Origin of the sequence: Halodurantibacterium daqingense, from assembly GCF_042666235.1 — a bacterium.
Taxonomy (GTDB): domain Bacteria; phylum Pseudomonadota; class Alphaproteobacteria; order Rhodobacterales; family Rhodobacteraceae; genus Halodurantibacterium; species Halodurantibacterium daqingensis.
Window position 1 is genome coordinate 1 of record NZ_JBHTFQ010000020.1, and the last position, 24,077, is coordinate 24,077.

Annotated in this window: 20 protein-coding genes and 1 pseudogene; 5 read left to right on the forward strand and 16 right to left on the reverse strand. The window is 64.2% G+C overall.

Translation table 11 applies throughout. From position 1 onward, the window contains the following. Both ACFQXB_RS19650 and ACFQXB_RS19655 read right to left on the reverse strand, forming a co-directional pair. Nucleotides 1-405 (reverse strand): annotated as a pseudogene (locus tag ACFQXB_RS19650) (DNA primase); the annotation flags it as partial. 3 nt (nucleotides 406-408) lie between these two features. After that, a complete protein-coding gene (locus ACFQXB_RS19655; protein ID WP_377406923.1) occupies nucleotides 409-4,797 on the reverse strand; it encodes a strawberry notch-like NTP hydrolase domain-containing protein in 4,389 nt (1,462 codons plus the stop codon). A 177-nt stretch (nucleotides 4,798-4,974) separates the two neighbouring features. Here ACFQXB_RS19655 and ACFQXB_RS19660 point away from each other — a divergent pair, with 177 nt between their 5' ends. Beyond that, a complete protein-coding gene (locus ACFQXB_RS19660; protein WP_377406924.1) occupies nucleotides 4,975-5,271 on the forward strand; it encodes a hypothetical protein in 297 nt (98 codons plus the stop codon). A gap of 22 nt (nucleotides 5,272-5,293) precedes the next feature. Here ACFQXB_RS19660 and ACFQXB_RS19665 read toward each other — a convergent pair whose 3' ends face one another. From ACFQXB_RS19665 to ACFQXB_RS19710, 10 genes are all read right to left on the reverse strand, one after another. Further along, nucleotides 5,294-6,316, reverse strand: a complete 1,023-nt coding sequence (locus ACFQXB_RS19665) for a nucleotidyl transferase AbiEii/AbiGii toxin family protein (protein ID WP_377406925.1) — start codon at nucleotides 6,314-6,316, stop codon at nucleotides 5,294-5,296. Next, nucleotides 6,309-6,902 (reverse strand): DUF6088 family protein, encoded by a 594-nt coding sequence (locus tag ACFQXB_RS19670; RefSeq protein WP_377406926.1) that lies wholly within the window; start codon nucleotides 6,900-6,902, stop codon nucleotides 6,309-6,311. The genes ACFQXB_RS19665 and ACFQXB_RS19670 overlap by 8 nt, the downstream gene beginning before the upstream one ends. A gap of 57 nt (nucleotides 6,903-6,959) precedes the next feature. After that, the gene (locus ACFQXB_RS19675) at nucleotides 6,960-7,604 is read right to left on the reverse strand and encodes an antitoxin of toxin-antitoxin stability system (RefSeq protein WP_353349681.1); all 645 of its coding nucleotides are present in this window, start codon (nucleotides 7,602-7,604) and stop codon (nucleotides 6,960-6,962) included. Continuing rightward, nucleotides 7,597-8,016, reverse strand: a complete 420-nt coding sequence (locus ACFQXB_RS19680; RefSeq protein ID WP_097147501.1) for a hypothetical protein — start codon at nucleotides 8,014-8,016, stop codon at nucleotides 7,597-7,599. Before ACFQXB_RS19680 ends, ACFQXB_RS19675 begins: the two co-directional genes overlap by 8 nt. Nucleotides 8,017-8,090: 74 nt before the next feature. Then, nucleotides 8,091-8,288 carry a hypothetical protein gene (locus ACFQXB_RS19685; RefSeq protein WP_097147500.1) on the reverse strand — a complete coding sequence of 66 codons (198 nt, stop codon included), beginning with the start codon at nucleotides 8,286-8,288 and terminating at the stop codon, nucleotides 8,091-8,093. Nucleotide 8,289: 1 nt separating this feature from the next. Beyond that, on the reverse strand, nucleotides 8,290-8,667 hold the full coding sequence (locus ACFQXB_RS19690) for a DUF6915 family protein (RefSeq protein WP_222257039.1): 378 nt from the start codon (nucleotides 8,665-8,667) through the stop codon (nucleotides 8,290-8,292). Between the two features lie 9 nt (nucleotides 8,668-8,676). Next, complete coding sequence (locus ACFQXB_RS19695) at nucleotides 8,677-9,168, reverse strand: DUF6878 family protein (protein WP_377406927.1); 492 nt, start codon at nucleotides 9,166-9,168, stop codon at nucleotides 8,677-8,679. Nucleotides 9,169-9,269: 101 nt separating this feature from the next. Then, nucleotides 9,270-9,788 (reverse strand): DNA repair protein RadC, encoded by a 519-nt coding sequence (locus ACFQXB_RS19700; protein ID WP_377406928.1) that lies wholly within the window; start codon nucleotides 9,786-9,788, stop codon nucleotides 9,270-9,272. 108 nt (nucleotides 9,789-9,896) lie between these two features. Next, a complete protein-coding gene (locus tag ACFQXB_RS19705; protein ID WP_377406929.1) occupies nucleotides 9,897-10,337 on the reverse strand; it encodes a JAB domain-containing protein in 441 nt (146 codons plus the stop codon). Between the two features lie 124 nt (nucleotides 10,338-10,461). Next, nucleotides 10,462-11,661, reverse strand: a complete 1,200-nt coding sequence (locus ACFQXB_RS19710) for a DUF932 domain-containing protein (RefSeq protein WP_377406930.1) — start codon at nucleotides 11,659-11,661, stop codon at nucleotides 10,462-10,464. A gap of 201 nt (nucleotides 11,662-11,862) precedes the next feature. Here ACFQXB_RS19710 and ACFQXB_RS19715 point away from each other — a divergent pair, with 201 nt between their 5' ends. Further along, nucleotides 11,863-13,650: an SIR2 family protein gene (locus ACFQXB_RS19715; RefSeq protein ID WP_377406931.1), complete on the forward strand. Its 1,788-nt coding sequence runs from the start codon at nucleotides 11,863-11,865 to the stop codon at nucleotides 13,648-13,650. 122 nt (nucleotides 13,651-13,772) lie between these two features. On the opposite strand, the gene ACFQXB_RS19720 is transcribed toward ACFQXB_RS19715, so the two are convergent. After that, on the reverse strand, nucleotides 13,773-14,177 hold the full coding sequence (locus ACFQXB_RS19720; protein WP_090271194.1) for a single-stranded DNA-binding protein: 405 nt from the start codon (nucleotides 14,175-14,177) through the stop codon (nucleotides 13,773-13,775). 424 nt (nucleotides 14,178-14,601) lie between these two features. Here ACFQXB_RS19720 and ACFQXB_RS19725 point away from each other — a divergent pair, with 424 nt between their 5' ends. After that, nucleotides 14,602-14,922 carry an H-NS histone family protein gene (locus tag ACFQXB_RS19725; protein ID WP_377406932.1) on the forward strand — a complete coding sequence of 107 codons (321 nt, stop codon included), beginning with the start codon at nucleotides 14,602-14,604 and terminating at the stop codon, nucleotides 14,920-14,922. A 28-nt stretch (nucleotides 14,923-14,950) separates the two neighbouring features. On the opposite strand, the gene ACFQXB_RS19730 is transcribed toward ACFQXB_RS19725, so the two are convergent. Further along, on the reverse strand, nucleotides 14,951-17,446 hold the full coding sequence (locus tag ACFQXB_RS19730) for a cation:proton antiporter (protein WP_377406933.1): 2,496 nt from the start codon (nucleotides 17,444-17,446) through the stop codon (nucleotides 14,951-14,953). A gap of 396 nt (nucleotides 17,447-17,842) precedes the next feature. Between ACFQXB_RS19730 and ACFQXB_RS19735 the strand changes: the two genes are divergently transcribed. Continuing rightward, nucleotides 17,843-18,697, forward strand: coding sequence for a universal stress protein (locus tag ACFQXB_RS19735; protein ID WP_377406934.1), 855 nt, complete (start codon nucleotides 17,843-17,845; stop codon nucleotides 18,695-18,697). Between the two features lie 47 nt (nucleotides 18,698-18,744). Then, on the forward strand, nucleotides 18,745-20,574 hold the full coding sequence (locus ACFQXB_RS19740; RefSeq protein WP_377406935.1) for an SLC13 family permease: 1,830 nt from the start codon (nucleotides 18,745-18,747) through the stop codon (nucleotides 20,572-20,574). Between the two features lie 45 nt (nucleotides 20,575-20,619). On the opposite strand, the gene ACFQXB_RS19745 is transcribed toward ACFQXB_RS19740, so the two are convergent. Continuing rightward, nucleotides 20,620-23,349, reverse strand: coding sequence for an HAD-IC family P-type ATPase (locus ACFQXB_RS19745; protein ID WP_377406936.1), 2,730 nt, complete (start codon nucleotides 23,347-23,349; stop codon nucleotides 20,620-20,622). A 91-nt stretch (nucleotides 23,350-23,440) separates the two neighbouring features. Further along, nucleotides 23,441-23,764 (reverse strand): hypothetical protein, encoded by a 324-nt coding sequence (locus tag ACFQXB_RS19750; RefSeq protein WP_377406937.1) that lies wholly within the window; start codon nucleotides 23,762-23,764, stop codon nucleotides 23,441-23,443. Nucleotides 23,765-24,077 lie beyond the last annotated feature (313 nt).

A 24,077-nucleotide genomic window follows, 5' to 3' on the forward strand; every position in this document is an offset into this window, starting at 1 on the left:
GACCGGCACCGAGGCTGCAAAGAGCCGCACCGCCGCCGCTGGCGTGCCCCCGGGGGTCTTGGCCTTTCTTGGCACTGGCGCATCCGGGAGAACCGGCCGCGGACGGCCAAGATGCGCCCGAGCTTCAGCCAGAAGATCGGGAAACCGGGAGATCCCGGTCCGCTCGCGGATGATGTCGAGGAGATCGCCATGCTCTCCTGTGGCCCCGTCGGTGAACTTGCCGGCGGCACCCGGTCCGGACGCAGGCCCCGTCAGCCGCACGAAGAGGGACCGGCCAGGACTGTTTTGCAGGTCGCCCACGATCCAGTAGGACCCTTCCCGCCGTCCGGCGGGAAGGTAGGCGCGACACACGCCTTCGGCATTTTCTGCCAGATCGCGCACGAGGTCTTCGGTCTCCGAATACATGGGTTAACAACCTCCGCGATCATGTAGCCTTGCGACAGGACAACGTGCAAGCAGACGATCCAGTATCGCGACACCATCGGCGTCGGTCGGGCAGAACAGCCGAAGCTTCCAACTGATGATCTCCGAGAAGAAGCCATCGGCCTTGAGCCGATCCTTGGCTGCCTCCGAGAAGCCCGACAGTTCGATCCGGTTCGCGCCCATGACGCGCGAGCGGTGCAATTCCATCCCTTCCGACAGGCGCACCACAGTCTTGCCCTCCAGAACGAGGGCATGGACCTGCGCGGCCGAGAGCTTGGGCGCATCGGCGGCCAGCGTGGTCGCGACCCAGGCAGGCGAGACGCGGCGGCCGATGATGCGCTGCCCGTCATCGGTCTGCAGGCGGTAGACGCGGGTTTCATCCTGGGGAAGCTGCTTCCAGATCGGCAGCAGCAGGCCCGCCACAATGTGCAGCGTGGATTCCGAGAACTCGGGCACTTCAGCCAGTTCGGAATTCCATGCGGCGGTGAAGGCCGCGCGGTCGGCCTCGAGCCAATGGGTGTCCTCCATCAGCTTGGCCGGGACAGTGCTGGCCTCGGTCGGCCGGATCAGCCTGAGGCGTGGCTCGATGGTGCCATCATCCAGCATTAGGCTGGTGGCGGGCACCTGCACCGCGGCCCGGCCCGAGCGGCTGTTGACCAGAAGCCGCGCCTTCGGGTCATCGAGCCAGTCGAGCGCATCGGCCAGAGACAGGGGCGTGTTGCGGCGCTTTTCCGCGATGGTCAGAAGCTGGGTTTCCGCGCCAGAGCCGGGATGGGTGTAGATCACCCGCGCATCCGTGACGCGGAAGCTTTCGGCGCGCAGCGTCTCAAGCCCGAGGTCATAGACCCCGGCGGCGATGGCGCCCTCAATTCTCTGATCGAGCAGCTCCTCGAAACCCGCGAACAGCACGGCCTGCATGTCGATCGTCAGCGCCAGCAGGCGATTGAGGAAAGTCGTGATCGGTGGCAGATCGTCCTTCAGCCCATTGTCATCGGTAAGGCTGAGGCCAGTGGCATCCTCGAAGGCCCCGAGCGAGCAGCCCGCCAGATCGCCGCGATAGATGCGGCGGTAAAGCTGGCGCAGCGCGTCGCGGGCGTAGGGCGACTCGAGGTTGTCTTCGGGCCGGAACAGCCCTTGCCCGCCGGTCTGGCGCTGGCCGCGCGTTATAGCGCCAAGCGTGTCGAGACGACGCGCAATGGTCGACAGGAACCGCTTCTCCGCTTTGACATCGGTGGCCACCGGCCGGAACAGCGGCGGCTGCGCCTGGTTGGTCCGGTTGGTGCGTCCGAGGCCCTGAATCGCCGCGTCTGCTTTCCAGCCGGGCTCCAGGAGGTAGTGGACCCGCAGGCGCTGGTTCTTCGCCCCGAGATCGGCGTGATAGCTGCGCCCGGTGCCGCCGGCATCCGAGAAGATCAAGATACGCTTTTCGTCATCCATGAAGGCTTGGGTTTCCGCGAGGTTCGCGGCTCCAGCCCGGTTCTCCACCACGAGCCGTGCCGAATGCCCTTCGCCCTTTCGCACGATGCGCCGCGAGCGCCCTGTGACTTCGGCCACGAGATCGGTGCCGAAGCGCTGGACGATCTGGTCGAGTGCACCCGGCACGGGCGGAAGCGAAGCCAGTTTCTCGATCAGCGCGTCACGACGCCGGACGGCTTCGCGGCACTCCACAGGTTGGCCGTCGCGCATGACGGGGCGCGACGAGAGGTTGCCTTCACTGTCGGTGAAAGGCTCGTAGAGCTGCACCGGGAAGGAATGGGCGAGGTAGTCCAGAACGTATTCCCTGGGTGTGATGTCACAGCGGATATCGCTCCATTCATCGGTTGGGATCTCCGACAGGCGGCGCTCCATCAGCGCCTCACCCGTCGAGACGATCTGGATGACCGCAGCATGATCCGCAGCCAGATCGGCCTCAATGCTGGAAATTAGCGTGGGGGTCTTCATCGAGGTGAGCAAATGGCCGAAGAAGCGCTGCTTGGCGCTCTCGAAGGCTGACCGCGCGGCGGATTTGGCCTGGCGGTTCAGCGTGCCCGACCCGCTCGGCCCGTCGGCCGCGCCGGAGATGTTCGCGGCTTCCATCGCCGCGGTCAGGTTGTTGTGGATGATGGCGAAGGCCCCGGCATAGGCATCGTAGATGCCGCGCTGCTCAGGGCTGAGAGCATGTTCCAGCATCTCGTATTCGACACCGTCATAGGACAGCGATCGGGCGGTGTAGAGGCCGAGCGCCCGGAGGTCGCGGGCCAGGACCTCCATCGCCGCGACACCGCCAGCCTCAATGGCTTCCACGAATTCCGACCGGGTTTGAAAGGGGAAATCCTCCCCGCCCCAGAGACCGAGACGCTGCGCATAGGCGAGGTTGTGGACGGTCGTCGCGCCCGTGGCCGAGACATAGACCACGCGGGCATTCGGAAGTCTGTGCTGCAGGCGCAGGCCCGCCCTGCCCTGCTGCGAGGCCATGGTATCGCCGCGCTCGCCCTTGCCCCCCGCGGCATTCGCCATGGCATGGCTTTCGTCGAAGAGGATCACCCCGTCGAAATCTGCCCCGAGCCAGTCGACGATCTGGTCGACACGGGATTTCTTCCCGCCTCGTTCTTCCGAACGCAGCGTCGCATAGGTGGTGAAGAGGATTCCCTCGCTCAGCGGGATGTCGCGCCCTTGTGCGAAACGCGACAGCGGCGTCACCAGCAGGCGCTCCTGCCCGAGCGCAGACCAGTCGCGCTGCGCGTCCTCGAGGAGCTTGTCGCTTTTCGATATCCAGAGCGCCTTGCGGCGGCCTTGGCACCAGTTGTCGAGCAGGATCCCGGCCGACTGGCGGCCCTTGCCCGCGCCGGTGCCATCACCGAGGAAGAAACCCCGGCGGAAGCGGACGGCGTCAGCGGCATCGTCGGGCGCGGCCGAGACCATGTCGCCGGTCTCATCGACGATCCAAGACCCTGCGAGATATGCGCCATGCGCTTCGCCCGCGTAGATCACGGTCTCAAGCTGCGCGTCGGAGAGCAGGCCGTCGCGCAGGACCGCGGCGGGGAGTTTCGGGCGGTAGGTCGGTTTCGGGGGCGCGACCGAAGCCATCGCCGCGGACTGGACCAGCTTGGTCGGGTGCGGGGCAGCGCCAGGGATGTCGATCGCCTGCAGGCGGAAGGTCTCATAAATGGCATCCGATAGGCGCATACCAGCTGCCCCGTCCTCGGTCGTACCGCGCAGGGTATAGGCAAGGTCTGCGGCCTCGATCTGTGGAGCGGTGTTGGTGGGGGGTGTTGCTGGCGTGGCGCGCGATGTGCTGATGGCCTTGCGCGTGGTGCGGGCAGGATTTCCCGGGACGGGGGAAGTGGCGCCCTGCCGGGCTGGTGCGACCTGCGCCAGCGCGAGGCGCGGGGGGACGTGGGCAGTGATCAGCGACAGCAGGCTGGCGACATCAGGCGAAATCGGGCGCGCCAGATCGGCTGTGATGCCGCCCGCCTCGCCACCGCGACATTTGTGAAAGACCGAGATCCGGGTCTCGAAGCTGGTGCCGTGCTTGGCAAAAGCGGCATCGGACACAGCGCCCGTGAACACCAGATGCGCGGTCTCGGTCAGGCGTGTGAAGGTCTCGGCCCAAGCCGGGACATCAGGCGCAAAACCCGCCCCCGTGATGGCCACCAGACGCCCACCGGGCGCGAGACGGGCTAGGGCCGAGCGCAGATGCCGGGCCGTCGCCTTGGTCGTCCGGCCATCGACATTGGCCACCGCGGAGAAGGGCGGGTTCATCAGGATGACGCTCGGGCGAAGGCCTGCGTCCAGATGATCGTCGATTTGTGCTGCGTCGAAGGTAGTGACGGGACGCCCCGGGAAAAGGTGACGCAGAAGGTCGGCGCGGGTCTCGGCGAGTTCGTTCAGCGCGAGACTGCCACCCGTGACCTCGGCGAGGATCGCCAGAAGCCCTGTCCCGGCCGAAGGCTCGAGGACGAGGTCACGGGGCGTGATCTGCGCTGCAGCCATCGCCGCCAGCCCCATCGGCAGCGGCGTCGAGAATTGCTGGAAGCGCTCCATCTCCTCCGAGCGCCGGGTATGCGTGGGCAAAAGGCCCGACACCTTGGTAAGGATCGGCAGCAGCGCCGCTGGCGAGCCGGCCCGCGCCAGAAGCGCCGGGCCGAATTTCCGCAGGAAGAGGACGAGCGCCACCTCGCCCGCCTCATAGGCGAGCTTCCAATCCCAGGCGCCGGTCGCATCGGAGCCGCCAAAGGCGCGCTCCATCTCAAGTCGCAGACGCAGCGCGTCGATCTGGAAGCCTTGGGCGAGATCGGGCTGCAGAGCCTCGGCCACGGCGAGTATCGCGGGCGCGGGCGCGAGATCGCGAGATGGAACAGGAACGGGAGGCGCAACGGGCGCGAGATAGGTCATCGGGAAACTCCGGAATGAGGGACAGGGACCGGCCCGGACACCCTCTCTCGGGCACCCTCAGGCCTGATCTTCCCCCGCCTATCTCTTCCTCTCGAACCGGCGCAGTGCGGACGCTTGTCTTGATTTTGTTCCCGTTATGTTCTATATTGAAGGCCAAGCCAGCAAGGGAGTTGCCCGATGGACAGCACCACGCATGCCCTGCCCGCGACGGCCAAGCAGATCGCTTATGCGCGGTCGCTCGCCCTTCGCAATCAGACCCTCCTGCCCTGGGAAGTTCAGCAAGACCGCCGGTCGCTCAGCGCCTGGATCGAAGCGCAGGCCAAGCTGAAACCAGTCTCCGACATGGATCGGTTGCCTACCTCAAAGCAGGTGGCCTTCGCGGAGAAATTTGCCCGGATCAAACAGCGCGCCGTTCCGGAAGAGTGCTTCCGCAACAAGGGGCTCATGTCGAAATGGATCGACGGGAATAAGTAGCGGGAATCCTCCGAAAAGATGGTCAGTCAGGCTTGAACGCTGCATTGGCCTTACGCGCGATGTCAGCGCAGCGGTCCATCAAGTCGCCAAAGGGCTCTGGTGTTTTTGCAAGCAGGCCGTCCTCGGCCATCCGGCCATAATCGTCAGCGAGAGCCTTGAGAGCATCGCCGCCTGGGACCAGTTGTAGATGCCCAGAGGTTGCGGTGCCGTAATCGATCCACGCGGCATCCGCCGCCTTCTCTGCAAAGAACATCGTCTTGTGCCGGGCGACAGCGGTCGCAAGCGCGCGATCTTCGATGGCCGCAGCGGCGATGCCCGCATCGTCCAACCGGGCGACATCATGCCAGTGGCGAGAAAAGCGATCCCCTCGCATACGGTTTTGCAAACAGAAGACGTGGATCGCTGTCGCCTTTTCCCAGAACGTCCGTTCCGCATGCATCACGCGCGGGCGGGCAGTGGGAAACTCCACGCCTTCGATCACCGACGCGGCATCGCAAACGATATCGCGTGGGGATGCGGGCTCTCCTGTAGAACGCGCGCCGAATTCCAGCATCACGCTCGGGGAAACGTATCCGGTGCCTTGCGCGAGGTGCGGGTAGTCGATGTAGAGCTTGTCGCCGTCGATCCGAAGCCGGGCATCGATCCCTTCCCGATCAATCGCCTGCAGCAGGATCGGCTGAATGGTCCCGGTCACCCATTCTGGTAGCGCTTGGCGGACACGTTTCGACCAGCGCCGCTCTTCGCTGGATGTGGCGGGCATGGCATCTTCACGACCCTTGAGCAAATCCGGGATCAGCGCCCGGATATCGAAGGTCAGATCCACATCCTCGGAAAACCGGTCAATGACCTGGTAGGCCTTCGACAGGGAGGTGCCACCCTTGAAGACGAGGTTTGTGCCGACGGGCGATCCAAACAGCTGCTGGATCGCCCAGACCACCCAGACGTCCTTTTCGAGGAGGTGGGCTGGCCGGCCAAGCCGATCGGCTGCAACGCCAAGAGCATCCAGCCGGTCTTTGGCGTTGAGGCGCAGGAATGCCTCAGCCATGGACCAACTCTCCGACCAATCGAGCCAGCCAAGTCGGGAACTGCGGCGCGGCGGACATCAGTTCGGTCTTTGCCGTCTCGGTGAGCTTGGATCGCAGGATTTGCAGGGCATTGGGAGCCTCATCCGGCCCGAGCCATGCCAGCGCACGGACGGCCTGGCCCGAGGTCTTGTTGCCAAGGGCCAACTGCCAGCGCGGCGCATGACGCAGTTCGACCGCTAGCCGGCCAAGGTTCAGCACACGGCTTCGACCGGAGGTGAGGTAAACCGGCTTGACCGGAACCTGTGTCGTGAGGCCCAGAGCGTTTGCCGCGGCAGCACCGCTCGGGACGATCGTCTCGCCCCGCTGCACAGCCAGAGCCTCGATCGCCTGTTCAGCGGACGGACCGCGCGGACCAAAACGTGTCTGGACCGGGCGCATGTAGATGCCGCGTCCTGCACGGATCAACTCGCCGCGCGCGGCCAGACGCGACAGCGTCTGATCGACCGCCGCGCGTGAGCCGAGATGCAAGAGCCCCTTCGCTGCCAAGGGCACCCCCTCCGGCAACGTCGTTGCGACGTTCATGATGCTCTCGGCCATGCGCTCCATGATCACTCCTTTGTCAGAAACATACGCAGTTTTCTGACAGTTTTCAACCGTGCGCTCTCACCCGAACCGCCGCCCTCCTTCCGTGAACGTATACTCGTTGACGATGATCCCCTCCTCGATGGCCTCGTCCGAGGTGAGGTGGTCGTATTCGGCTTCGAGCTGGCGGTAGAGCCAGCGGGCCAGATCGCGCAGCGCCTCGGTCACGAGCTCCTCGGCGTCCTCGGTCGGCGGCTGCCACCTCGGACTGTCCCGCGTGACGTCGATCGACATGGTGTATTCATGGTAGTAGCGGCCACGGTGGCTGGCCTCGGCGGCGAGTTGGTAGAAGTTTCGCCGCTGGATGGCCTGCAGACGGTCGGCGATGCCATGCAGCGTCGCGTCGGTCGGGGCGTAGTCCCGGATGCGCGTGGCCGCGCCCTTGGCGTGGGACCAGTAGCCCTCGAAGCAGGCGCCGTCGCCCTGGCTCCAGAAACCGGAAAACCAGATGCAAGGCTTGGCCCGCGCCCCGCCACCCATCAGGCGGACGGCGGTGGTCTTCAGGCAGATGCCGAGGATTTCGCAGACCCGCTCGAAATCCTCATAGACCGCATCCCACCAGTCGTCGTGGGGTCCAAGGTCGCGATACCAGTTGCGGGCCTTCTCCTTGGCGGCCTCCGAGAGTTCGGGGAACTGGTAGACCGTGGTGCAGATCACCTCAGGCATCGACGTCCTCCCCGTTCAGGGCGGCGGCCAGCCACTCTTGCGTGCTGATCCAGCCGATGGATTTGCGGGCACCGAGATCGATGACATGCGCGCCGCCGCCGAAGGCATCGAGGCGGGGCCGGGAGCAGGTCAGGGCGTATTGGAAGCCCCAGAGGCCGATGAGGTCGAGCTCGTCCGCCAGGCGCAGCACGAAGCGGATGACGGCTTCGACATCGCCGTGGTCGTCGTCATGGATCCAGAGGGCGCTGCCCTCGGGCGCGTCCTGGCGCACGAGGTCGAAGCCCGCGACCTCCGGGTCGTCGGCGTCCTGATCCGCAGCGCGGAGTTCCTGAAACAGGGCGAGTGCGCGGGCGGCGTTGTCGGGGGTGCCGACGTCGAGCAGGCATGAGAAGTGGGTGAAGTAATCCGCCATGGGAACCTCCTGAATGGGGAAGACCCGGCAGAGCGGCCGGGCGTTGTGTCGGGATGAAGGGGTGGTTGGGGCGATCAGCCGGTTGGTGTGTCGCCCGCCGCCTGTCGCGCGGTGTGCTCGCAGAGCATCTGCCGGTAGAAGCGCTTGCGCGCGGCCCGGAAGCCGCGAACCGCGCGCGTGTCGGGATGCAGCGCCCGGACCGCTGCCCGCAGGACCGTATAGGGCGACGCCGTCGCCGGCAGGCCGAGGCGCTGATAGGCCGGATCGGTCATCTCAGCTGACCTCGACCACGGGCGAGGCGAGATGCGGATCGACCAGGGCCTCGATCCGCGCGGTCCGGCCCATCCACGGCTCTGGCCGGATGGCCTTCACCCAGTCGGCAAAACTCGGGATGAAGCCGAGGTCCTCTTTCACATGCTGCTCGCCGACCCAGCGGGTCGGGATGATGCGTCCGGTCGAGAGCGTGAGGGTCGGGCCGAAAATCGTCTCAGCCATGAAGATGCCCTCCGCATGGTGACGCAGCGCCCGGTGCCGGAAGTCGGCGGTGATCTCCTTGCTCTGGTCGAACCAGGCATGCACCGCCATGAAATCGTCGACCGTGCCGCCCCATTTCTTCACCGAGGAGAGGGCGTGGTGATAGGGATGTGCCATCGCCGCCCCTCAGAAATCATGGGTGTAGAGTTCGGACGAGGTGAAGCGCTCGTTGAACTCGAGATGGATGCAGCGAGCCGCGGCGTCGAAGCAGAACTCGCCGTAAGCGCCGTCGTTGTTCTCCCAGCCGCCATGGGTGTCGGAGAGGAAGTCATAGGCCAGCTGCTCGACGACATCTTCCAGCGAGAGCTGCCGCATCTCGACCTCGGGGTCGTCCCAGGTCAGCGCGGCATACTCGATCTCGGTCGCGGGGAAATCGACGGCATTCTCCCCGGACCACGCGCCGATGCTTTCGATCTGGCCGCTGTCACCGGCCCCGTCGAAGGTCACGGTGACATGGGTGATGCCGGCGGCCGTGAGGCCGTCGAAGAGGCGATCCTTGTTGCCGGGGCGCAGCGCGTCGATGCGGGCCGCGCGTTCGGCATGCGCCGCGAATATCTGGCCCATGTCGACGGTCGAGGGTGCCATCGGCGGCGCGAGGGTGGGTTCAGTCAGGGTCATCGTGTGTCTCCGGTAAGGGGAAGGGATCGGAGCCGGGCCGGGCGATCTCTCTCCCCCGGACAAGCTCCAAATCCCCCCTGCCCGCCTCTGCCTCTCGGGTCTCACGCGGCGACCTGGAGCGCCTTGGCGGCGAAACCGCGCCAGAGCGGATCGACGAGCCGGGCATCGAGAAGATCGGCGCGGTGGCGCAGCCGCTGCGCGAGATCGGGCTCACCCCAGGTGGCCGCGCGGCCCGCCTGCGCACGCAGCTGGCTTGCCTCGATCACGACGCCCCGCGCCTCGGCCGCGCTCGTCACCGGGTGGCACCAGGCGACGGCGTGGTCGCTGGCGGCCCCGGCCAGCACAAGACGCGCGTCGCGGTCGAGGATTGCCGGAAGCTGGGGCGCGGCATCCGGGGCGATCCCCTCGGCATGGTCGATCGCGCCCTGCATGGCTGCGGCCAGCGTCCCGAAACGAGCAAGGACCAGCGGGGCGGATCGACCCGACAGAAGGTCGGCCGGAGCGCGACGCGATACTGTCAGGGCGAAGGGATGACCGGGGTCAGCCTCGCCCGAGGGAAAATGCGGCGGGACGACCCGCGCGTAAGTGGTCGGGTGGATGGGCGATGGCAGATCGAACATGGGAAGATCTCCGACGGCGCGGGAAGCCTCTCTTCCCGCCTCATCCGTCAAAGACCAAACCGCCGCCCTCTTTCTCGAAGGGGCAGCGGTGATGGGTCCGATGGGCTCTCAGAGCTTGCCGAGGGCCCGCAGGCTCAGCTCCGTCCCGGCACCGACGATGATGTGGTCGTGCAACGTCAGACCGAGATACCTGCACCCCTTCTGGATCTCCTTGGTCATGCTGAGATCAGCCTCCGAGGGCGTCGGATCGCCCGAAGGGTGGTTATGGATCAGGATCAGGGCGCTGGCGTTCAGCATCAACGCCCGCTTGATCACCTCGCGCGGATAAACCGGGACGTGATCGACCGTGCCGGTCGAGAAAAGCTCATCGGAGATGATGCGGTTCTTGCGGTCGAGGTAGAGGACGTGGAAGCGCTCGATCGGACCGCGGACGGTCAGAGCACAATAGTCCATCAGCGCCTGCCAACTGCCGATGACCGGGTTTTGGCTCAGGTAGCGGCCGAGGATGTCACGGGCCTCAAGGATGACGGTTTCTTCCTGGGGGGTCATGAGGGTCTCGCTGAAATGCGCAGGCTAAAGCCCCTGCCCTCTCGGGTCGGGGCCAGTGGCGTGCATTTGGAAGGGGAAAGCGCGACCGCCGCGCGCGAGGGCGGTCGCGATGTCGGGCCGGGCGTCAGCCGACCCGGTCGAGGAGCTTCTTGGCGCGCCCTTCCATGTCGAGGCGGGCATCCTGCTGGGTCTTGTCGCGCGCAAGACGCGTGATGCCCTGCACGAAGTCGAAGATGCTTTCGGGCGGTCGGCCTTCCTCCATCAACACCTTCTCGATGATCTTGCCGGATTCGGCCTTCGAGAAGCCGCGCTTCCTCAGAAAATCGTCCCGATCTTCATCCGTCCGCGCCACGATCTGCTGCCGCGCCGCTTTGATGCCGTTCACGAAGCCCTGCGGCGAGGAATTGGCAAACCGCGTCAGTGCCGGGGCCGCCTCATGGGCAAAGCGCGATGCCGCGTATTTCGAGTGGCGGATCTTGATCTCCTGAAAATCCTCGACGCCCCAGAGGTTGCGGTTCTGACACACGGCCCGCAGGTAGAAGCTCGCCATGCCAAGGGTTTTCGCACCCACCTCGGAGTTCCAGCAGTAGAATCCCCGGAAGTAGAGGTCGGGCGAGCCGTCCGGCAGCTTGCCCGCTTCGATCGGATTGCGATCGTCGACCAGGAACAGGAAGACATCGCGGTCCGAGGCATAAAGCGTGGTCGTGTCGCGGCTGATCTCGACATCGGGGTTGTAGACCCCAGTCGACCAGTCGAGCACGCCCGGCACCTTCCAGCGCGTGTCGCCGGTGCCATTGCCCGCGATGCGCTGCACCGCCTCGACCAGTTCGAAATCGTGGATGCGGCCGTAGTCGGGGCCGGTCACCGCGCGCAGTTCGGTGCGACCGTCTTCTGTCTCGAAGGTCTTCACCTGCTCGGCGCGATGGTTGGTTAGGCCGTATTGCAGGTTGATCCCCGCCAGCGGCGCGGGCAGCTGCCGCAGGTAGGACGCCGGTGCGCCGACGATGCTGGCAAGCTGGCCAAAGGCCCAATGCGTGGGCGCGACCGGCTCGTGCGCTTTCGGCAGCATAAGGTGCAACCGCTCGGGGTTGTCGCGCGCGGCCTCGACCCGGATGTCCGCCGTCTGCACCACCCGGCTGCGGCTGCGCTCGGACCGACCCTTCACATTGGTCCAGAGATCATCGAGCGACAGATACCGCTCGTCATCGGGCCGGTTGAACCATTCGGACGACACCCGCCCGTTCCGCTCACCCCGGCTCACATCCACCTTCCAGCCCCCCGCCCGCGCAGGTGCGACCGGATCCAGAACTTCCACAACGCCCATCGGCTATCTCCCATGACAGGTGCCGGGAGCCACTCTCCCAGCCCTCAACCTGTCACCGGGAAACCGGCACTCCTCTCGCTCTCGAGTTTTCGGTGGCATGACAGAGTTTCAGAGACATGCCTGTTCGAGTCATGACAAGCCTACTAGCTATGGTATGTAAGAACCAAAGTGAGCGGGCATATAGCTTTTGGAGTAACAAGAATGACGGCTTTCGGTGACCCTGCGACCCAACTTGCATTCTCGGTTCACGAAAACCGGGGCGTGTTCTCGCTCTTGCTAGGGTCCGGTCTGTCGCGGGCGGCCGAAATTCCAACAGGTTGGGAAATAACCACGGACCTTGTGCGCCGGATCGCAACAGCGCAAGGCGTCGATGAACAAGACGACTGGGCGAAGTGGTACGTTGAAACGGAGGGCAAGGAACCGAATTACTCGGAGCTATTGGGACAGCTTGCAGCCACCCCCGCAGAGCGCCGCGCGATCTTGCACAGCTACATCGAGCCAAATGAGGAAGACCGTGAGCAAGGCCGGAAGGTTCCCACAGCGGGGCACAAAGCAATCGCCAAGCTTGTGCGAGGCGGATATGTCCGAGTGATCGTCACCACCAATTTTGACCGTTTGATGGAAAACGCACTCCGCGAAGTTGGAGTCGAACCGACTGTTGTCGGTTCAACTGATGCTCTGGAAGGCGCGGAACCATTAACGCATAGCGCCTGCTACATCTTAAAGTTGCATGGCGATTACAAGGATGCCCGGATTCTCAATACGGATTCTGAGCTGCAGACCTACCCAGATGCATACAACAAATTGTTGGACAGGATCATTGACGAACACGGGCTGATCGTCTGCGGTTGGTCCGGGGAATGGGATCACGCGCTAAGGGCTGCGATCTTGCGCGCGCCGAATCGCCGGTATCCGATGTTTTGGGCTTCTAGAGGAGAGTTGCGGGGTCGTGGAGCCGAGTTGTGCAACGCCCGGAAGGGTTTGACCATCCCGATCGCTGATGCGGACTCGTTCTTTGTGAAGCTGGTGGAACAGGTGGAAACACTTGAGCAGTCACAGCGTCAAAATCCGCTTAGCGTCGATATGACGGTAAGCCGCGCGAAGCGGTATCTGGCCAAGCCGGAATACCGGATTCAGCTATCGGATTTGGTGTCCGAAGAAGTGGAGCGGATTGTTGCCCGTCACGATCAAGGCGATTTAGCGCCAAACGGCCCGGTTGCACCAGAGGATTTCCAAAGGCGTGTGGCCCTGTACGAATCCGTTTCAGAAGGTCTGACCAAGGCTTGCGGTCTAATAGGTAGATGGGGTGACGATATCCAACTTAAGACCGTGGTGGAGGCCATCAGAAGTATTCTCAGCTTCGCAGCCGATACCCCGGGCGGTCGTGTCGTTTATCTCGAAATGCGGAGCTACCCAGCAGTTTTAGCCTATCAAGCCTGTGCTCTTGGTCTACAGGCTGCAGAGCGTTGGCAAGCGCTGCATAGCTTCATGGGCATCGAAGTAGAGAACCGGCGCGCCCGCGTCGAACGTCTCTTGGATGTTGTCGGCCCTTCGACTTGGGAAGGAGCGAAAAAGGACTACTGGCAGAATATGCCGAATATGGACCGGCGGTATACGCCTTTTCCAGATCATTTGGTGGACGGAGCCTTCGGAAACTGGTGTGGTACTTTCCTTCCACCACGATCATCAGTCTCAGATGCTTTTTTGTTCGCGGAAGGGATAACTGCGATTCGATACATTGAGGGAACAGAGAAAACTCAGGTTCAGGAAGTGATAAACCAGCCGTCGACTGGGAGAAACTACCTATGGGCACCCGTCGGTCGTGCCGGTTGGGCCTGGGAATACCACGAACGCATTTCCAAGCGCTTTGACGACGATCATTTCATCGCCGTTCTAGCAAAGGGCGGGTTTGGAAGAGGGGACCCCGAGCTCATCAAGCTTGCAATAGAGAGTCACCGGCGAGTGCTGGGAAGTTTGCACTGGCGTTGAAAACAGCAGTTCGTGACGACATTCTTGGGCTCCCTACGCAACGGGGTGTTGTCGCGAAGGTACTCGGCAGAGGTAACCCGGCGGGTTTCCCCGCCGGGCCCGAGGGGGAGACCCCGTTCTCTTCAGAACGGGATCTCGTCGTCGCGGTCGACCAGCTCGGGGTTTTCGTTCTCGGCCGACTTCGGGCGGCTCAGGAAATCGACCTTCTCGGCGATGATCTCGCAGCCGTAGCGGTCGTTCCCCATGCTGTCGATCCACTTGGTGTAGTGGATGCGGCCGTGGACGAGGACCTTCATGCCCTTTTCGCAATGCTCCGCGACCGTCTTGCCGAGACCGTTGAAGCAGGTGATGCGGTGCCATTCGGTGTCCATGACCCGGTAGCCGTTCTCGTCGCGCAGGACGCGACCTTCCGAGAGGCGGGGGCGGGAGGTGGCGAGGCTGAAGTTGGTGATCTTGGTGCCGCCTTGGGTGGTGCGGACTTCGGGGGTCTGACCGATGTTGCCGGCGAGGATGACGATGTTCTGCATGATAAGCTCCTGTGTTTCCTGTCTTCGGGACCGTCCCTTCGACAAGACCCGGAGAAAGCCCGTCGGGCGACGCGTGCACGGTGGACGGAACGGACGCCGGAAACCCCCAGAGGACCGGGGTGGAGCGGGCAGCCCCAAAGGGGCAACACGGCCCGGACTGACGCGGGGTTGCGCGCGAGAGCCCGAACGGGATTAGGGGATTGTCAGTCGAAGGGATGGCCCAGGAGACAGAGATGCGCGGGGAGCCCATGCCAGACCCTGTCACCTTGCGCATCGAGACAGCCAGACCCCCAGTTCAGCACCTCCCTGGCGACGAAATGGCGATCAACAGCCTCTGCCACCCCTGCCCCAGCCTTCCGGGAGTTGCGGCGCCCTGCCGCGACGGGCTATCGATACCGGGACATTCAGGACACGGACCGCATCAATGGCTGATTACGATCTCGAGGCACTGTCGCTCAACGAGCTGAAGAAAATGCAGAAGGACGTCGCCAAGGCGATTGCCACATTCGAGGATAGGCAGAAGGCGGAAGCCCGCGCCAAGGTGGAAGCTCTCGCCCGGGACCTGGGCTACTCCCTGGCCGAACTCGTCGGTACCGAGACGAAAACCTCCCGTGCGCCTGCCCCGCCGAAATACCGGCACCCTGAGAACCCGGCACTCACCTGGTCTGGCCGAGGGCGGAAACCGCAGTGGTTCGTGGAAGCTCTAGCGGTAGGACAGACGGCTGAGAGCCTGTCCGTCGGATGAACGTAATGGGCACGCGATCTCCATGTGCCTACAGCCCCAACGCTTCCGTGGAAAGCCCCCGTTTTTCGGCGCTTTCCCTCACGGCAGCGCGCAGTGCATCACTCTTCTCCAGCAAGCGGCGAAAGCGTGCCTCGTCCAACACAAGCAGGGTCGAATGGGTGATCGCGGTGATCTGGGTCCTTCGAACCTGTCGACTGAGAAGCGACAACTGCCCGAACATCTCGCCGCGACCGAGCTTGCTTTTCTGACCCGCCGTCTCGACCTCCACGGCCCCTGACGCGATGAAGCAGACTTCGCGCGGAATGTCACCTTTGCGCATGAGCACTTCGCCGGGCTGAACGTAACGTGCCCTGAGCGTGCGGGCGAGTCGGGCGCGGCTTTGATCCTCCATGTTGGCAAAAAGCGGAAACTGGCGCACCAGTTCGGTCTTCTGCACTGCAAGGTCGAGCGCGGGGCGGGTTTCCGCGCGTTTCCGCTTCTCGCCCAGCTCCTGCTTGAGCGTGGTGTACAGTTCGCGGCCAATAAGGCCATCCTGATAGAGAATGTCGTATTCGCGCTCTTCCAGCCGGAGCGATGTACGGCGGATAAAGCGGCGCTCGATCTCTTCGGCATAGCCGGGGTATTGCAGACGAAGCCCGTCCAGCGCTGATTGGGTTTCCTCCTCGCGACGCTTCAGCAGCTCATGCAGGAGATCGGCCACGCGGCGGCCATGGATGCGCCGGATCTTGCCATCGATATACCCGTGCAGATCCCGCAAGGTGAGGCGCTGATTCAGCAGAATCTCGAAGCGGTCAGCTGTCATCCGGCCCAGCGAGCCCGAAAGCCGCAGCCGGTTGTGAAGGAAAATCGCCAAGCGATACCAGCGGCCCTGCGCAAGACTCAGGCGCCCCGTCGTTCGGTATTCATCGCGCCCGCCAGCCCGCGTGCGTTCGATCAAGCGGTCAGCGTCTGACAGCATCTGTTCGGCCAGTCGTGCCGATATCTGCTGTTCCCGAAATGCCTCGAGGATCATGTCCCGCTCGCGCCCGGCGAGCGCGACAAGGCCAAGGGTGATCCTGTCGCGATCCGGGATCTCGTCGACCCCCTCCGCCTTCGACATCGCGCTGTCCAGGCGTTCGGCAAAGCGCTTGGCCTCGGATCGTACGATCTCTCGCGTTAGTTCATGGCGCTGCGCGGTATTCGCGACTTCCTCGCGCACGTTCTCGAGGGCGACGGCGATCACCTGGTTCGACAGAGCGCGATCCAGCCGCGACAGCTTGTCGAGACCGAGAAGCGAGATGATCCAGCGCAGGGTCGTTCCCTGAAAGAGAAGTGTGTAGAGCGTGAATCCGGTTGCCAGAATGCCGATCTCGCGCTTGATCTCGATTGGCACGCGCAGGTTCTCGGTCACGGCCAGCGCAAGAGCCAGAGTAACGGCGCCGCGCAGGCCACCCCAGAGGATGGCGACCCGGTAAGGTCGGTCCACCCGTGGCGAGAGCTTCATTGCGGTCAGCAGCGGAAGAACAAGATACAGCATGAAAAGCCGGGCCGCCGTGGCCGCCAGGATCACCACCCCGATCAGTGCGACGTCACGAAGCTGCACGTCCCCCAGAAGACGCGGCACAAGGAACGCGGCCAGAAGGAAGATGAGCGCACCGGCCCAATGCGCCAGAACATCCCAGACCTCGCGCAGGTTGGACCAGTTGCCCGGCGAAAGACGCCCGGGGCCGAGATAGTTGAGCGTCATCCCTGCCATGACAACGGCGATGACGCCCGAGACGCCCAGAACTCGATCGGCCACCAGATAGGTGATGTACGGCAGCGCCACGCTGAGCGAGACCTGCGCCAGGGGATAACGGCTCATCAGCCCGAAGAGCGCGATGCAAACCCGCGCGAAGACCCATCCGATGCCGATCCCGCCGAAGACTAGCGTCGGAAAGCCCACCAGCGCGTCGCGCAGCGTGGGGTTGGGCACGCCCAGCATGACGAAGGTCAGGAAGAAGCCGAACAGCGCGATGGCAGCGGCGTCATTCAGCAGGCTCTCGCCCTCGACGATCCGGGTGAGGCGTTGGGGAGCGGCGATGTTGCGGAAGATACTGACCACCGCCGAAGGATCGGTCGTCGCGACGATCGCACCCAGCATCAGGCAGGCCATCAGCGGCAGTGTGGTGAAGGGGGTCAGCGCGAAGCCGATGGCGAAGGTCGCAACCACCACTGCGAGCACTGCCATGACAAGGATCGGCACCCAGTCATCGGCCATCCGGCGCAGGTTCAGCCCCAACGAGACCTGAAACAACAAGGTTGGCAGAAGGACGTAAAGGAAGACGCTGGCGCGGATGTTGAACTCGAACAGTTCGACAGCCAGAGGCAAGCCCAGAAGTTCGCGGCCGTGATCGACCAGGAGAACGGCTGCAAGGCCGATCAGGGTTCCGATAAGTGCCAGCACCACCGTGTAGGGCAGCCGGGCGCGGTCGGCCAGAGGCTCGCTCAGGGAGATAACAACAAAGAGCGCGGCAACAATGCCGACGAGCGAGATGACATCCATGACATGGCCGATGACCGCAGGCGCGGCTTTGGTGGAAAGATGGTTGGGAAGCCCTTTCCTGAATGCGGTTTTTTCGGGCTATCGTCAATCCCGCGCCCGTCAGGGTTTGACACCAGATGCTTGATTTCACGCATCAATCCTGTTGCGTCCGCGGCATCCCAGCCGACGTGCGCGCCCTCTGACCGGACGATACGGGCCCCAGCAGGTTCCGCGGCGCGACGCAGCTTCCGGTCATGCAAAGCAACCCCGCCAGCACGGCCCGGGTGATTGCCATCATGGCCGTGACAAAGGCGCCCGCTGACACCTCTGGCTGGTCAGGGTTTCCGGGTTTTCATGACGGAATTTCAATGTCATACTAAGCGAATGCCGAGAAATTAACCAGAATCTGCGGGAGCCATGCTCAAATCCATCCTCGTCGCCTCCGATCTCTCCTCCCGCGCGAAACCCGCAGTACAGCGGGCCGTTCAACTAGCAGATGCGACTGGCGCGAAACTTGCCGTGTTGCATGTCGTCGAGGATGATCTTGTCGAGAGCCGAGTGCGCGAGGAAATCTCCAACGCCGAGACCTTTCTGTTGGACCAGATCGCAGGGCTTGGCGCGCCATCGCACGCAGAGGTCGCAGTTGTTTCGGGCCATGCCTTTCACGCCATAGGGGAGGAAGCCTGGGTCCGCGAAGCAGATCTGATCGTGATGGGTGCACACAGGCGCCAATTCCTGCGCGATGTCTTCGTGGGCACGACGATCGAGCGCGTGACCCGCACCGCAGGCCGCCCGGTCCTGATGGCCAACTCCAAGACCGGCGAGCGCTGGCGGAAGGTGTTGATCGCCACCGACATGTCGGACGCATCGGGCCATGCCGCCCGCAAGGCACATGAGCTGGGCCTGCTGGACGGTGCCGATGTCACCTTCGTTCATGGCTACGCGCCGATCACGCGCCAGATGATGACCCATGCCGGCATCCCGACCGAGCGGATCCATGCGGAAGCCGAGAAAGAATTCCAGTCGACACGTCGCGAGCTTGGCCGGTTCGTTCAGAGCCTCGATCTTGGAGATCTGAGCTACAATGCCCGGATCATCGAGGGCGTCGGCGCGGACGCCATCGCCGGACTTGTGGAACAGGCGAAGCCCGACCTTCTTGTCATCGGCACGCGCGGGCTGTCCGGCGTCAAACGTCTGTTTCTGGGCAGCGTGGCGCAGGAACTGATGGGCAGTGTCGACGTCGACGTCCTGGCCGTGCCACCTCAGGCATGATCTGCGGCATCCCTCTCTGCACCGCGCTGCTGCGCGGGGTGTAGCCGATGTCCCCGCTTGCGATGGTGCTGGCCCTGCTGGGCGCGGCGGTGGTGATGTTTGCGATCAACCGTCCGCGCATGGATGTCGTGGCTGTGATCATGATGGTCGCGCTCCCGATGACGGGTGTGATCAGCATGTCCGAGGCACTGGTGGGTCTGTCGGACCCGAACATCGTGTTGATTGCGGCTCTGTTCGTGATCGGCGAGGCGCTGGTACGCACCGGCGTGGCGCAGCGCCTGGGCGACTGGCTGACGGAGCGTGCCGGCGCCAGCGAGGCGAAACTGATCTTCCTTCTGATGGTGATCGTGGCAGGTGTGGGGTCGTTCATGTCCTCGACCGGGGTGGTGGCGATCTTCATCCCCATCGTGCTGCGCATCGCCCGCAACGCGCGCATTCCGGCGGGGCGGCTGATGATGCCGCTGTCGATGGCCGCGCTGATCAGCGGGATGATGACGCTGGTCGCCACCGCGCCCAATCTGGTCGTGCATTCCGAACTGATGCGGCAGGGGCACGAGGGCTTCGGTTTCTTCGCCTTCACCCCCTTCGGAGTCCCGATCCTGGTGCTGGCCATCCTTTACATGCTGGTCGCGCGCCGCTTCCTTGCGCCGGGTCCGGCGCCTGAATTGCCCGAGCGCGCCGCCCTGACGGGCTGGGTCGCGGATTACGGCCTTGCCGGCCGAGAGCACCGGCTGCAACTGCGCGCGGGGTCCGACCTTGCCGGCAAGCGGCTGGATACCCTTGACTTGCGCGCCAGCGCGGGCATCAACATCGTCGCCATCGAGCGGGGCAGCCGGTTCCGCCGCAAGCTGATCCAGCCCCGCGCCGAGACAGCGCTTGAGGCGGGCGACATCCTTCTGATCGACAGGCGCACGAACGGTACATCGGTCTACGATCTCGACGCCTTCGCACAGGCGCATGATCTGATCGCGCTGCCGGTCTCCGGGCATTGGTTCACAGACACGGCGCAGGAAATCGGAATGGCGCAGATCATCGTGCCGCCGACGTCGCGCCTGATCGGCAAGACGGTCACGCAGGCGCGCTTTCGCAGCACCTATGACCTCTCGGTGATCGGCATGAAGCACGGCACGAAACCCGTGCCCGACAGCGTGATCGACGAGCCGCTGCGCCCCGGAGACACGCTGCTGACCGTCGGTCCCTGGCGCGCGATCCGCAAGCTGGCCGACGAGCGGCGCGATCTGGTTCTGCTCGATCTGCCGGCGGAATCGGACGAGGCCGTGCCCGCCCGCCACCGCGCGCCGCTGGCGGTGGGCGTGCTAACGCTGGTGGTGGTGCTAATGGTCTGGGGCGTGGTGCCCAATGTGCAGGCCGCGCTCTTCGGTTGCCTGCTGCTGGGGCTCTTCCGCTGCATCGACATGGCGGGGGCCTATCGCTCGATCCACTGGCAAAGCCTGATCCTGATCGTGGGCATGCTGCCCTTCTCGCTGGCGTTGCAACGCACCGGCGGGGTCGAGATCGCAGCGCAGGCGCTACTCGGCGCGCTCGACGGCGCCTCGCCCCGGTTGGTTCTGGGTGCGATCTTCGCGGTCACCGGGCTGCTGGGGCTCTTCATCTCCAACACGGCCACGGCCGTCCTGATGGCCCCGGTGGCGCTCGCCGTCGCAAGCGCCCTCGACGCCTCGCCCTATCCCTTCGCCATGACCGTGGCGCTCGCTGCCTCGGCAGCGTTCATGACTCCCGTCTCGTCACCCGTTAACACGTTGGTCGTGGGCCCGGGAAACTATCGCTTCGCGGATTTCCTGCGGATCGGCGTGCCATTCGCGGGCATTTGCCTGCTCACCAGTGTCTTGCTGGTGCCCATGATCTTGCCGTTCTGACAGCGGCGGCGTTCTGGACGCAGCCTGTCGAGGCTTTCAGGGTGGCTAGTCATCCCGAAAGCGGTGGCGGATGAAGTGCTTCTCGAACTCGAGGAGCACGAAACTTGCCGCCCCGAGCGCGATGATCAACGCCCCCTCCGCGAACGTGAGCGGTCGCGATCCGAAGATCGTGTTCATGATCGGCAGATAGGTAAAGGCAAGCTGCCCGGCCACGACGACCGCCAGCGCAATCCACACCGGTGTCGTGCCCTTCACCCCGGTATAGGTGAAGGACGTCATGTGCAGGAACCGCACGCTGAAGAGATAAAAGATCTCCAGCACCACCAGCGTGTTCACCACCATGGTCCGGGCGGTTTCGAGATCGCTACCCTGGTTCAGCGCCCAGAAGAATACCCCAAGAGAGATCGCCGCGAAGAGGAGCGAGACCACGATCACTCGCCACAGGATGAAGGGCGTGAGCAGCCCCGCGTTCGGCCGGCGCGGCAGGCGGCGCATGACCCCGGGCTCAGAGGGTTCGAAAGCAAGCGCAAGGCCAAGCGTCGCGGCAAGGATCAGGTTGACCCAGAGGATCTGGACCGGCGTCATCGGCATGGCGAAGTTGAACAGGATCGCGATGACCACGGTCAGCGCCTCGCCACCGTTGGTTGGCAGCGTCCAGCCCACGACCTTGCGGATGTTGTCATGAACGGTGCGGCCTTCATGGACGGCCGCGACGATCGAGGCGAAGTTGTCGTCCATCAGCACCATTTCCGAGGCCTCCTTGGCGGCCTCGGTGCCCTTGACGCCCATCGCGATGCCGACATCCGCCTGCTTCAGCGAGGGCGCGTCGTTGACGCCATCCCCCGTCATGGCGACGACCCGGCCCTCGGCCTGAAGTGCCTGCACGATGCGCAGCTTGTGCTCGGGGCTGGTGCGGGCGAACACCACCGTTTCCCGGACAGCCCGGGCGAATTCTTCGCCAGACAGCTGGTCAAGGTCATGTCCTGTCAGCACGACCGGATCGTCACCGAGCCCAAGCTGACGCGCGATGGCCTTGGCGGTGGCCGCGTGGTCGCCCGTGATCATGCGCACGGCGATCCCGGCCGAGGCGCATTCGGCAATCGCGCGGATCGCCTCGTCCCGCGGCGGGTCGATGAAACCGACGATGCCAAGGAACGTCAGCCCGGTTTCGACATCGGGAAAATCGATGCGCTCCGTTCCTTCTGGTAGATGCCGCATGGCAAAGCCAAGAACCCGCTCACCCTGCGCCGCGGCTTCCGCGATCCGGTCCGACCAGTACCCCGCATCCAGCGCGGTCGGCCCGTCCGGGGCCTCCTGTCTCGTGCACATGGCCAGAACGGCCTCGGGCGCCCCCTTGACCAGGACCACAGGCTCGGCAAGCGACATCTTGTGCAAGGTCGCCATGAAGCGATGTGCGGCATCGAAGGGGATCTCGTCCAGACGCGGCCATTCCGCACGCTCGTTCTCGGGATCGAAAGCGGCCTTCATCGCGAGGGTGACAAGCGCCCCCTCCATAGGGTCGCCCTCCACATGCCATTCCGCCCCGTTGGCGCGCAGCCGGGCGTCGTTGCACAGCAGACCGGCGCGGATCAGCGACAGGGACGTGGCGTGGCCCGCAGGACTGCGGGGGCCAGTGTCTTCAAACAGCCGATGCGCACCGGGATTGTAGCCGGAGCCATCCACGAAAATCGCCTGCCCCGGTGTGACGACCCGGCGGACGGTCATTTCGTTGCGGGTCAGCGTCCCGGTCTTGTCCGAACAGATGACGGAGGTGGCCCCGAGCGTCTCGACCGCCGGAAGGCGGCGGATCACGGCGTTTCGCGCCGCCATCCGCTGCACCCCGATGGCCAGTGTGATGGTGATGACGGCGGGCAATCCCTCTGGCACCAGGCTGACCGCCAATGCGACGACCGCCATCAGCGCCTCATCCCATTGGTAGCCGCGCAGGGTGATCGCAAACACGAAAAGGACCGCCGCACCGACAAAGGCGAACCGGGTAAATCGCTGGCCGAAGCGGTTGATTTGCCGCAAAAGCGGCGTGGTCAGTTCCTCGACGCCGCCCAGCAGCTCGCTGATGCGCCCGATCTCGGTCTGCAGTCCGGTCGCGAAGACGATGCCGGTTCCTTGCCCGGTGGCAACTAATGTGCCGGAAAACGCCAGCGACCGCCTGTCACCGAGGGCCGCGTTTGCGTCTACCGGATCGGTATGTTTCGTCGCCGCCACGGACTCGCCGGTCAGGATGGCCTCATCGATCCGCAGGCTGCGCGCACGTAGCAGGCGCAAGTCGGCCGGGACCCGGTCGCCCGCCTCGATCAGGACGACGTCGCCGGGGACAAGGTCGGCCTGGGGAACGCTGACGCGCTGGCCGTCGCGCAGCACACTGGCGCGTGGCGCGATCATGTTGCGGATCGCCGCCAGCGCATCCTCGGCCTTGCCCTCCTGCAGGAAGCCCACGACCGCGTTGACCAGGACGACCGCCAGGATCACGCCCGTATCAACGAGATGCCCCAGCGCCGCCGCCGCCGCCGCCCCGGCCAGCAGGAAATAGATCAGCGCGTTGTTGAAATGGGCAAGGAAGCGAAGGACCGGGTGGCGCCGCGTGCCGGTCGGGATCGAATTGGGACCATGCTGTCGCAGGCGCCGCTCCGCTTCATCGGCGCTCAGCCCACGCGTGGTCGAAGCAAGGTCTTCCAAGACATGCGTCGCATCCCGGTCGTGCGCGGTGCGAAACGTCCGATAGCCTTCTTGAGCGGCGGAATCAGCAAGATCGAGCATCCAAAGCTCCAACGACGGGCGAGAAAAGACGGGTCATCCTATCATAGACACCCGTCACATTTCTGCGAGCAAATTGATTGGGTTGGGCCGATTAAGACCCGAACAGGGGGTTGCCGAAAATTGTGGCAAGCAGATTGCCGACCTGTATGCCGGCGAGATGCAGAAAGATCGCCTCAAGGAAGGCGATTGACCACATCCGCTTTGCAAAGACTCCATCGTAGTATGACCAGACGACGGCCGCGATATAGGACACGCCATTCAGTTTGAGGTTGGCATCGGGGTCATTACCGAGGATCAAGTAAAGGGCAGTACCCAATAGAACGGCGCGCCACATCAGTTTCCCGGCGGCCGCCAACGCCCCTTGGTGCAGACCAGTCTCTGCCAGTCTTCTCAGAATGTTGTCAGAAGGGCGCATTTCTCTCATCCCAGATTTTTTACCATCAATCGTCACACTGTGCCACTGCGCACTGCTTTGGCCACATGTGAGCCACCAATGGGTGACCTCATGATGAGAAGGCGACGATACGAAGCCTCTGGTCACGCCGCTTGGGGCGAAATGCCCGGCGGCGCACGTGCGCCGTACCCGGGCCCCCGGGAAGTGAGGCCGAAGCCTCACCCGAAGGGATCGTACTCCGAGTTATGCGGACAGCAGCATAACTCGGAGTATGACCCGTTCCAGATTATGGCCCGCTGAGGGCCATGGCGCCTGCAAGTCCTTGCCGCGCCGA

Coding starts and splice junctions, on each gene's coding strand:
- ACFQXB_RS19705 (WP_377406929.1), bottom strand. CDS start 10,337: ATGACCCCCCAGGAAGAAACCGTCATCCTTGAGGCCCGTGACATCCTC.
- ACFQXB_RS19655 (WP_377406923.1), bottom strand. CDS start 4,797: ATGACCTATCTCGCGCCCGTTGCGCCTCCCGTTCCTGTTCCATCTCGC.
- ACFQXB_RS19720 (WP_090271194.1), bottom strand. CDS start 14,177: ATGCAGAACATCGTCATCCTCGCCGGCAACATCGGTCAGACCCCCGAA.
- ACFQXB_RS19740 (WP_377406935.1), top strand. CDS start 18,745: ATGTCCCCGCTTGCGATGGTGCTGGCCCTGCTGGGCGCGGCGGTGGTG.
- ACFQXB_RS19695 (WP_377406927.1), bottom strand. CDS start 9,168: ATGACCCTGACTGAACCCACCCTCGCGCCGCCGATGGCACCCTCGACC.
- ACFQXB_RS19700 (WP_377406928.1), bottom strand. CDS start 9,788: ATGTTCGATCTGCCATCGCCCATCCACCCGACCACTTACGCGCGGGTC.
- ACFQXB_RS19670 (WP_377406926.1), bottom strand. CDS start 6,902: ATGGAGCGCATGGCCGAGAGCATCATGAACGTCGCAACGACGTTGCCG.
- ACFQXB_RS19660 (WP_377406924.1), top strand. CDS start 4,975: ATGGACAGCACCACGCATGCCCTGCCCGCGACGGCCAAGCAGATCGCT.
- ACFQXB_RS19665 (WP_377406925.1), bottom strand. CDS start 6,316: ATGGCTGAGGCATTCCTGCGCCTCAACGCCAAAGACCGGCTGGATGCT.
- ACFQXB_RS19750 (WP_377406937.1), bottom strand. CDS start 23,764: ATGCGCCCTTCTGACAACATTCTGAGAAGACTGGCAGAGACTGGTCTG.
- ACFQXB_RS19725 (WP_377406932.1), top strand. CDS start 14,602: ATGGCTGATTACGATCTCGAGGCACTGTCGCTCAACGAGCTGAAGAAA.
- ACFQXB_RS19710 (WP_377406930.1), bottom strand. CDS start 11,661: ATGGGCGTTGTGGAAGTTCTGGATCCGGTCGCACCTGCGCGGGCGGGG.
- ACFQXB_RS19675 (WP_353349681.1), bottom strand. CDS start 7,604: ATGCCTGAGGTGATCTGCACCACGGTCTACCAGTTCCCCGAACTCTCG.
- ACFQXB_RS19735 (WP_377406934.1), top strand. CDS start 17,843: ATGCTCAAATCCATCCTCGTCGCCTCCGATCTCTCCTCCCGCGCGAAA.
- ACFQXB_RS19685 (WP_097147500.1), bottom strand. CDS start 8,288: ATGACCGATCCGGCCTATCAGCGCCTCGGCCTGCCGGCGACGGCGTCG.
- ACFQXB_RS19690 (WP_222257039.1), bottom strand. CDS start 8,667: ATGGCACATCCCTATCACCACGCCCTCTCCTCGGTGAAGAAATGGGGC.
- ACFQXB_RS19715 (WP_377406931.1), top strand. CDS start 11,863: ATGACGGCTTTCGGTGACCCTGCGACCCAACTTGCATTCTCGGTTCAC.
- ACFQXB_RS19680 (WP_097147501.1), bottom strand. CDS start 8,016: ATGGCGGATTACTTCACCCACTTCTCATGCCTGCTCGACGTCGGCACC.
- ACFQXB_RS19745 (WP_377406936.1), bottom strand. CDS start 23,349: ATGCTCGATCTTGCTGATTCCGCCGCTCAAGAAGGCTATCGGACGTTT.
- ACFQXB_RS19730 (WP_377406933.1), bottom strand. CDS start 17,446: ATGGATGTCATCTCGCTCGTCGGCATTGTTGCCGCGCTCTTTGTTGTT.